5 protein-coding genes, 1 pseudogene and 1 riboswitch are annotated in these 5003 nt (G+C 69.3%); of the genes and pseudogenes, 4 read left to right on the top strand and 2 right to left on the bottom strand.

Annotated features, from left to right (window positions below; translation table 11 throughout):
• Nucleotides 1-753, top strand: a 753-nt coding sequence (gene ftsR / locus FNH05_RS32130) for a transcriptional regulator FtsR (RefSeq protein ID WP_246128067.1), incomplete at its 5' end; no start/stop codon positions are given.
• 230 nt (nt 754-983) lie between these two features.
• Nucleotides 984-1457 carry a bifunctional nuclease family protein gene (locus FNH05_RS32125; RefSeq protein ID WP_144592605.1) on the top strand — a complete coding sequence of 158 codons (474 nt, stop codon included), beginning with the start codon at nt 984-986 and terminating at the stop codon, nt 1455-1457.
• Nucleotides 1458-1542: 85 nt separating this feature from the next.
• Here FNH05_RS32125 and FNH05_RS32120 read toward each other — a convergent pair whose 3' ends face one another.
• Nucleotides 1543-2193 carry a TetR/AcrR family transcriptional regulator gene (locus FNH05_RS32120; RefSeq protein WP_144592604.1) on the bottom strand — a complete coding sequence of 217 codons (651 nt, stop codon included), beginning with the start codon at nt 2191-2193 and terminating at the stop codon, nt 1543-1545.
• 245 nt (nt 2194-2438) lie between these two features.
• On the opposite strand from FNH05_RS32120, the gene FNH05_RS32115 reads away from it, so the two are divergent.
• Nucleotides 2439-3005 (top strand): MerR family transcriptional regulator, encoded by a 567-nt coding sequence (locus FNH05_RS32115; protein WP_144592603.1) that lies wholly within the window; start codon nt 2439-2441, stop codon nt 3003-3005.
• A gap of 34 nt (nt 3006-3039) precedes the next feature.
• Nucleotides 3040-3136, top strand: a riboswitch (glycine riboswitch).
• Nucleotides 3137-3477: 341 nt separating this feature from the next.
• Complete coding sequence (locus tag FNH05_RS32110; RefSeq protein ID WP_144592602.1) at nt 3478-4308, top strand: aldo/keto reductase; 831 nt, start codon at nt 3478-3480, stop codon at nt 4306-4308.
• A gap of 41 nt (nt 4309-4349) precedes the next feature.
• Here FNH05_RS32110 and FNH05_RS32105 read toward each other — a convergent pair.
• Nucleotides 4350-5003: pseudogene (locus FNH05_RS32105) on the bottom strand (substrate-binding domain-containing protein); the annotation flags it as partial.

Below are 5003 nucleotides of genomic sequence, written 5' to 3'. Positions count from 1 at the left end.
GCTGCGGGGCGGCCACAGCGCGATGCGTTGAGCATCGGGGCCGTACTGGCGCAGCTTCGCGCCGACTTCCCCGATGTGACCATCTCCAAGATCCGGTTCCTCGAGTCGGAAGGCCTGGTCCAGCCCGGCCGGACTCCCTCGGGCTACCGGCAGTTCGCCCCGGCGGACGTGGAGCGCCTGCGGTTCGTGCTGGCCGCCCAGCGGGATCACTACCTGCCCCTGAAAGTGATCAAGGAACAGCTCGACGCCGCCGACCGTGGTGCCGGCGGCGTCGATTCCGGCGTGGGCAGGCTGCCCCGCAAGCTCGTGCCGCTCCCGGCGGGCGGCGGCGCAACCCCGGGCGAAGGCCTGCCCGGTGCGGAGGATTTCGCACCGGGCAGACAGGTCCGCCTGACCCAGGAGGAACTGCTCGCCGAGGCGGGCATCGATGTGCGCACCCTGGCCGAACTCGAGCAGTACGGCCTTCTTCGTCCCGGGGCCGCGGGGTTCTACGATCCGGATTCCGTCCAGATCGCCCGGACCATCCGCGCGATGACCGAGTTCGGCATCGAGCCGCGGCATCTGCGCGCCTTCCGCGCGTCGGCGGACCGGGAAGTGGGTCTGCTGGAGCAGATCGTCGCCCCGGTCTATCGTCATCGGGACGCCGATGCGAAGGCCCGCGCGGACGAAATGGTGCGGGAGCTGGCCGCGCTGTCGGTCACCCTGCACACTTTGCTGGTCAAGGCCGGTATCCGAGGTGTGACCGGCGGCTGACGACTGGTCACGCCGGAAGCGCCGGGTCGGTAATGACACAGTTTCGACACTCTTGCGCGCGCCCGACATGCCGTACGGTTGGTTATGGGTTGCCGGAAACCGGATATGCGGACTCAGCACAAGGACAGTTGCGAGCACAGCGCCCAGATGACGGGTAGCGTCGACCTTGTCGATGCGGGATCCTCGAAACAGCGCTGCAGCCCGCGCACAGGAGAGGGAGGCGAAGCCCGATGAGCGAGATGCGCGTCGTCGGCGTGCGGGTCGAACTGCCCGCGAATCAGCCGATCTTGTTGCTGCGGGAGACGGAGGGCGAGCGGTACCTCCCGATCTGGATCGGATCCGTGGAAGCCACGGCCATAGCCCTGGAACAGCAGGGTGTCCGTCCCGCCCGCCCGTTGACACACGACCTGCTCAAGGAGGTCATCGGGGCGCTCGGCCGCGAACTCGAGCAGGTGGTGATCACCGATCTGCGCGAGGGCACCTTCTTCGCCGAACTCGTCTTCGACGGAGACGTCCGGGTTTCGGCCCGGCCGAGCGACTCGGTCGCCCTGGCGCTGCGTGTCGGCGTGCCGATCCACGCGGTCGATTCCGTGCTCGAGGAGGCCGGGCTGATCATCCCGGACGAGCAGGAGGACGAGGTCGAGAAGTTCCGCGAGTTCCTCGACTCGGTTTCGCCGGAGGACTTCCGCGGCGCCGACACCTGAGCACGGCCGGCTCCCGTCTCCCCGCGCCGCGAGCGCGGCACCCCAGGTTCGGAGCCGGTTCGGTGAGAACCGGCTCCAGCACCAGCTAGGATTCCCGGGCCTGATCCGGCGTCGCCGCACCGGCGGGCCGGGTCGCCCGCTCGAACAGATCGGCCAGTTCGTCGCCGTAGGCCTCGAGGTCGGTCGCCGGGTCGGCCGCCAGTGCCGCCGCCGCACCGTCCACGGAGTGTGCGATCGTCCTCGCCATCACCCCGGGGGCGAACTCCCCGAATTCCCCTTCCTGCTGCCCCTGGCGCAGCAGGCGTTCCAGGCGCCCGTAGCGCATCTCCGCCTGCAGTGCGTCCATGATCGGATCCTGCCCGGCGTTGCGCCGCACCTCGTCCAGTGCCCGGACGGCGTCCGGGTGCGCCCGCACGAAGTCCGTTTCCGCGCGCAGGTGTGCGCGCAGCAGTGCGGTGCGGCCGGTGGCCTGCCCGGCGCGTTCCAGTACGAACTGCTCCTTGGCGTGGAGCAGGGTGCCGAGGACGGCGTTCATCAGATCGGCCTTGGTGCCGAAGTGGTAGCCGATCATGCGGGTGCTGCTCAGCCCGGCACGGGCACGGATTGCCTCGAAGGTGGTGGCGGAGTAGCCGTGCTCGGCGAGTACGTCGATGGTGGCGGTGAGGATCTGGGCCCGCCGTGCCGCCTCGGTCACGCTCAGCCCGATCTCGGGCTGCATCCCGGCTGTTATCTGCATGAGTAAATATTAACCTGCTCAGGTAAAAACCGCACCTCGAGCGGAAGGCTCATGAACCGGTCGAGGTCTGCCGCGCGTCGCGTTGACCAGCGGGGCCCCCGCGCTTACCGTCGAAGGCGGGAAATCGTTCCAGGTGTGATTCGTCCGGCTCGGCGCAACCTGATCGGTTTCGCCGTGCGGGGTTCCGCTCCGGTGCCCTGGTTGTTGTTTCGACCGGCCTGCCAGCCGGGCGAGGGGAGGCTTGCGTGGTCGACGAAAGGCCGGTCAAGGCGGTCGACGGGGAGCAGGGTGAACTCTTCCCTGACGAGTCCCTGCCCGACGAGCTGGTCGGATACCGGGGGCCCGCGGCCTGTCAGATCGCCGGGATCACCTACCGGCAGCTCGACTACTGGGCCCGCACGCAACTGGTCGCCCCGAGCATCCGCACCGCACACGGGTCCGGATCCCAGCGCCTCTACTCCTTCAAGGACATCCTCGCGCTGAAGATCGTCAAGAGGTTACTGGACACCGGGGTCTCGCTGCAGAACATCAGAGTGGCCGTCGATCATCTGCGTGCCCGCGGGATGAACGACCTCGCCAAGGTGACGCTGGTGTCCGACGGCACCACCGTCTACGAGTGCACCTCGGCCGAGGAGATCGTCGATCTCCTGCAGGGCGGCCAGGGTGTCTTCGGCATCGCGGTCAAGGTGCCGATGGCGGAGATCAGCGGCACCATCCACGAGTTCCCCGCCGAACGGGCCGACGGCGGCCAGGTCGAATCCGTGGTGTCGGACGAGTTGAGCCAGCGGCGCAATGCCCGGCGTACGGGCTGAATCGCGCTGACGGTAGGGTGAATCCCGCAGTCGCCGAAGCTGCGCGGGAGAGACCGGCCCCCACCCCGGGCCGGCGCCGAAGGAGCAACTCTTCCCCGGAACCTCACAGGCACCCGGACCGCGCGGACGAGACGCCTCTGGAAAGTGGGTCCCGGCCAGAACCCGGCGTGGTGACCCCGCCGACGGTGCAAGCCCGACAAAACATCCGGGTGAACCTCTCAGGCGCCCTTAGGGCCGGACAGAGTGGGGAGGCCCCGGACACCTCGCGTGTCCGGGGCCGCTGCCGTTAACGGGCAGGAGGCGTCGAAAGCGCTCTCATCCCAGGGTGGCTGCGCGGTGCCGTGAGGGGGCCCTCACGGCGCTGGGTGGCAGGGGCCGCGGACGGGGGAGCACCTTCGGCGGCCGCGCGCGGTGAGTGGCAGGATCGGGGGCGGATCGGTCAAGACCGCGACGACGTAAGGAACGCATTCGCATGGCTGTAGTTCCCGACCTCGAGCTGAACAACGGCGTCGCGATCCCGCAGCTCGGTTTCGGCGTGTTCCAGGTCCCCGCCGAGGACACCGCGGAAGTGGTCCGGACCGCGCTGCGGACCGGCTACCGCAGCATCGACACCGCGGCGGCCTACCGGAACGAAACCGGTGTGGGCGCCGCGATCCGGGACTGCGGGCTGCCCCGGGGGGAACTGTTCGTCACCACGAAGCTGTGGAACTCCGACCAGGGCTACGACTCGGCGCTGCGGGCCTTCGACGCCGGCATGGAGCGGCTCGGGCTGGACTACCTCGATCTGTACCTGATCCACTGGCCGCTGCCGGCGCGGGACACCTACGTCGAGACCTGGCGGGCTTTCGGGAAACTCCTCTCCGAGGGCCGTGTCCGCGCCATCGGGGTGTCGAACTTCCAGATCCCCCACCTGCAGCGGCTGATCGACGAGACCGGAGTGGTCCCCGCGGTCAACCAGGTCGAGCTGCATCCGAACCTGGCACAGGCCGAGTTGCGGGCCTTCCACGCCGACCACGGCATCGTCACCGAGGCCTGGAGCCCCCTCGCGCAGGGCGCGCTGCTCTCGGACGAGACGATCACCGGGCTGGCCTCCCGCCACGGCAGGAGCCCGGCGCAGATCGTGCTCCGCTGGCATCTGCAGCTGGGCAACGTGGTGATCCCCAAATCGGTCACGCCGTCCCGGATAGCCGAGAACTTCGCCCTGTTCGACTTCGCGCTGACGGACGAGGACATGGCGGCCATCGGCAAGCTGGACACCGGTGCCCGCATCGGCCCCGACCCGGACACCTTCAATCTCGCCTGAGCGGGCCGGAACGGGCGGCTGACGCCGTTTCGTCTCCGCGCTCAGCCCGCGGGCTTGGTGAACGCGGACTGCTGGGCCGGTGCCCTGAGGAAGTCGCGGAACACCTGCGCGGCGCGGGCCTGCACCTCGTCCACGGTGGCTCCGGCCAGGCCGAGGAACGGATAGTCGGCCGAACTGGCCGAGGCGATCGATTCGGCGGGCGAGCCGATCATGCCGGGCTTGGTGGTCTGCAGCTGGGCGATCCAGTACGAGTTCTCCGGAACCCAGGCCGCGGGCAACCCGCCGATCGAGTCGAGGCTCGCCTTGCCGGTCAGGGCGTCGAGCACGCGGTCCGAGGGCGCGGCCTGCACGTCGATGTGGATGCAGTGCGAGTGCACGACGGTCTTGGCGTCGTTCCACTTCGTCGCGGCTTCGGTCACCGCCCGCTGGATGCTGGGGGTGACCAGCACCCGCATCGAGGAGTCGCCGTCCGTGCAGGCGTTCGCCTGTGCCTCGGCACGGCTGTTGAGCACGTTGTTGGCCCAGCCCCAGCCAAGCAGGCCGACCACGATCAGCACGATGAACCCGCCCAGCACGATGGGCCAGGCGGCGATGCGGCGGCGGCCCGCGGTCTTGCCGATCGCGCGGTGGGTGCCGGTGAGGGTGGCCGACGAGTCTTCGGCGGGTTTGTCGACAACCCGATGACTGCCGGTCGT

Origin of the sequence: Amycolatopsis rhizosphaerae, from assembly GCF_007713715.1 — a bacterium.
Lineage (GTDB): Bacteria > Actinomycetota > Actinomycetes > Mycobacteriales > Pseudonocardiaceae > Amycolatopsis_E > Amycolatopsis_E rhizosphaerae.
The sequence above is the reverse complement of the archived record's forward strand: the minus strand, read 5'-3'. Positions and strand labels throughout refer to the sequence as shown.

Bases quoted from the DNA above. Each gene is read 5' to 3' on its own strand.
- FNH05_RS32125 (WP_144592605.1), top strand. From the start codon at position 984: ATGAGCGAGATGCGCGTCGTCGGCGTGCGGGTCGAACTGCCCGCGAAT.
- FNH05_RS32120 (WP_144592604.1), bottom strand. From the start codon at position 2,193: ATGCAGATAACAGCCGGGATGCAGCCCGAGATCGGGCTGAGCGTGACC.
- FNH05_RS32110 (WP_144592602.1), top strand. From the start codon at position 3,478: ATGGCTGTAGTTCCCGACCTCGAGCTGAACAACGGCGTCGCGATCCCG.